4 protein-coding genes are annotated in these 3,054 nt (G+C 54.5%); 1 reads left to right on the top strand and 3 read right to left on the bottom strand.

Annotated features, from left to right (window positions below; genetic code table 11):
- Window positions 1-88: 88 nt before the first annotated feature.
- A complete protein-coding gene (locus O6944_10720) occupies window positions 89-361 on the bottom strand; it encodes a hypothetical protein (protein MCZ6719608.1) in 273 nt (90 codons plus the stop codon).
- Window positions 362-1,171: 810 nt separating this feature from the next.
- Here O6944_10720 and O6944_10715 point away from each other — a divergent pair.
- Complete coding sequence (locus O6944_10715) at window positions 1,172-1,495, top strand: hypothetical protein (GenBank protein ID MCZ6719607.1); 324 nt, start codon at window positions 1,172-1,174, stop codon at window positions 1,493-1,495.
- 196 nt (window positions 1,496-1,691) lie between these two features.
- Here the strand turns inward: O6944_10715 and O6944_10710 are convergent, their stop codons facing one another.
- Together O6944_10710 and O6944_10705 are read right to left on the bottom strand one after the other, a co-directional pair.
- Window positions 1,692-2,525, bottom strand: a complete 834-nt coding sequence (locus O6944_10710; protein ID MCZ6719606.1) for an alpha/beta hydrolase — start codon at window positions 2,523-2,525, stop codon at window positions 1,692-1,694.
- A 50-nt stretch (window positions 2,526-2,575) separates the two neighbouring features.
- Window positions 2,576-3,054, bottom strand: a 479-nt coding sequence (locus O6944_10705) for a molybdopterin-dependent oxidoreductase (protein MCZ6719605.1), incomplete at its 5' end; no start/stop codon positions are given.

Genomic DNA, 3,054 nt, shown 5'->3' with positions numbered 1-3,054 from the left:
TCGCGCTTGATGCTGACTGAGCAACTTCCGTCACGCGAGTTGCGTATAAAAGAGGGTCAAGATCCGCTACTCAAATGCTTGTCCAGCATCACTCAAATTTGTCTGCTATTTTCTTGGCCTCCCATACATCTGTCCAGCTCTTAATATGGTCTTGGATGAATGTCGCTCCTTTTTGCGTAAGTTGAAACGGAATCCGCGCGTTTTTATGTTCCTCAATATAGGCATGTGTAACTAAATATTCCGTCGCCTCTTTCCTCCGCTGCTCATCTGGCCGCATCCCTTTAAACCATTCGCGGGTCCTCCTGCCCTTCTTCAATGCACGGAGTATTTCCAAACTGAACAACGTCTGCACCAAGTCCATTGCTCCTCCCAGTGAGTGGTGTGACTATCAGCCGTCAGTCCTTGATTACCCTCAGCGTGCAAGAGTGTCGATCAGCGGCACGGCACTGGCCTAGCTTTTCGCGGTTGCCGAAAAACGGCGCGCGCTGGCACAATGTTCTGGCGGCACGGATCGGGCGGGGAATCGTGCTAGTGAATACCGTATGAAAACACACCTACTGCTTGTGGCTTTCACGTTCTTCATTCTGTGGAGGATTGAAGAAGGGAAAACACGTAACCCTACGGCCGCCTGGATACCCGTTTCGACCTACACCGACCTGGCTCCGTGCCAGCAGAAATCCACGGAACTGAATAAAAATAAACCTGCCCAGCATCCGCGCCGCTACGTCTGCCTGCCTGACACAATTCAACCCCCCGCCCCTACGTAGCCAACATCCCCCACACGGCTGTGACTCCCAAGAATCACTGTTCACGGGCTCACCGGCCGGTGAGCTGAAGCTCGTGATGGGTCCATTCGTCAAAGCAGATAGTGAACCAGTGTATTTGTACAAAAACACGACTGGCTCTCGTAACTATAGAGCGGCTGGTGTCGTGACATATCTCAAAGAAATAGTCTTATATCCGGAGGCATAATGCGCAAACCTGAGCACGGAGAATACGTCGTTTGCCCAGGCGACGAGATGCAACATAAATTTCGGTCCGCTCGTGTATTTGATACTGGTTCAAATGCTATCCTTCCCCGCCACAAACACGATGGGCAGCCCTGCCCCTGGTCGCACTTCCCGATCGTCCTCCAGACCACAACCCGCCTTCATTTGGACGAGTAGGACGTATGATACAGCAGCTCAGGAAAACAGCTGAGGAAACCGAAGCGCTTATCCCAAGACCCACCGTCGCGCCAAGACCCCACTTTGTCCGCTGTAACATTACCGGCCCTGATGGGAAAAAACGGCCCGGTTGGGAGATGTGGCTGGGCGAGCACTGTTTTGGTCGTTCAGACCGCAAAGAGTCACTGATTCAGAGTCTTGAACGCCAGCTCCAGCCACCCCAATCCTTTCACTGGCGGGAAGTCCATCGGCAGCGGTTTGAGCGCGCCCGATTGGAAAAGGCCCAGGCGGATAAGTGGGAAGCCGAAGAGAGCGCAGAAAAAGCGTGAGAGTCTCGCCCGAGTGGTCCATCTTCGGATCCAGATGGGCCTCCGTCACGCTAAAAGCAGCCGGCCTATAATAGATAGAACCGCCGCAAAAAAGCGGCGCAGGTGGATCTGTCAGAGAGATCGTTTTTTCTACAGTAGACCCTGTGAGGAATCAGTGCGTACGCAGCAGTATGCTTCTTTTCTTGCGCATTATGCCTTACGCATGATGATGCAGATCCCGTAAAAATCTCTGTACGATCTCGATAAACCCGTCCGGATTATCCAGCATCACATGATGATACGTGTCGGGCACCTCGGCCCAGCGACTATCGGGTAAGCCCGCGCACATGCGCTCCAGTTTCTGTGGGGTGAGTACCGGGCTGTGCTCGGCCTTCACAATGAGTGTGGGACAGCTAGTACGGGCCAACAAAGGCCAGCCGTTTATAGGCTCACGAAAGAGCGTTCGCCGATCAAATTTAGACGTCCATTTCCCGTCAGGCAGCTCCTTAAAAGCAAAAGAGGCGAGATAGCGCAGCTTCTCGACCGAGACTAAAGACGCACGGGGAAATACGCGAAAACGGGCTACGGCCTCCTGAAAAGAGTCAAACACCTTGGCCGGCTTTTCACCCATGCGACGCAGCAATGTGACGGCGGCCTCAGGATAGCCTGGTTCGATATCAACCAAGATCAAAGCGCTGAGTTCCTCAGCATGTTGCGTGGCATAAATAAGCGTATTATGCCCGCCCATTGAGTGCCCGAGGAGGATGGGACGTTCGATACCAAGATGGCTGACGAGTTGATGCAGATCGTCAATGTAATGCCGCGTGCTATAGGCCGGCGGTTCTGCATGCTGACTCTCACCGTGGCCGCGCCAATCCGGAGTGAAAACGTGAAATTCCTCGGCAAAGACGGGAGCAATAAAATCCCACCAGCGGGCATAGGCCGAGCCACCGTGACACAGAATCAATGCGGGTTTTCCCGCCGTGCCCCAATCGAGGTAGTGTAGACGTAGATCGTTGATGGTGACAAAGTGGGAATGGGGTCGGGGCATTATTTTTCAAGCAACACATATGGAAGGGCGAGGGAACCTCGCCCCTACGGTTATATTCTCTTCTTGTCCAGAATCGCTTTGGCCACTTTGGCTGGTGACATCGGGAGTTCGGTCATGCGTACCCCGGTCGCGCGGTAGATCGCGTTTGCAATCGCCGCCGGCGGTGGGATGATCGGTACTTCGCCTACGCCACGAATCCCGATCGGATGACCTGGGTTAGCGACTTCAACCAAGATGGTTTCGATCATAGGCAGATCAAGACACGTCGGCATACGGTAATCCAGGAAGCCCGTGTTGCGCAGTGTGCCGTCTTCGGCGTAGTAATACTCTTCATTCAGCGCCCAGCCGACGCCTTGGGCCACGCCGCCCTGAATCTGGCCTTCGACATAGCTAGGATGAACGGCTTTGCCGACATCCTGCGCCGCGGTATAGCGCAGGATGTCCACTTTCCCGGTTTCGGGATCGACTTCCACATCCACGACGTGCGCGGCAAAGGCCGGACCAACGCCACGCGGACGGACGGACGCCC

Source organism: Gammaproteobacteria bacterium (genome assembly GCA_027296625.1).
In the GTDB taxonomy this organism is placed as follows: domain Bacteria; phylum Pseudomonadota; class Gammaproteobacteria; order JAKEHO01; family JAKEHO01; genus JAKEHO01.
This window is presented reverse-complemented; position numbering and strand designations above follow the sequence as displayed.

Bases quoted from the DNA above. Each gene is read 5' to 3' on its own strand.
- O6944_10720 (MCZ6719608.1), bottom strand. From the start codon at position 361: ATGGACTTGGTGCAGACGTTGTTCAGTTTGGAAATACTCCGTGCATTG.
- O6944_10715 (MCZ6719607.1), top strand. From the start codon at position 1,172: ATGATACAGCAGCTCAGGAAAACAGCTGAGGAAACCGAAGCGCTTATC.
- O6944_10710 (MCZ6719606.1), bottom strand. From the start codon at position 2,525: ATGCCCCGACCCCATTCCCACTTTGTCACCATCAACGATCTACGTCTA.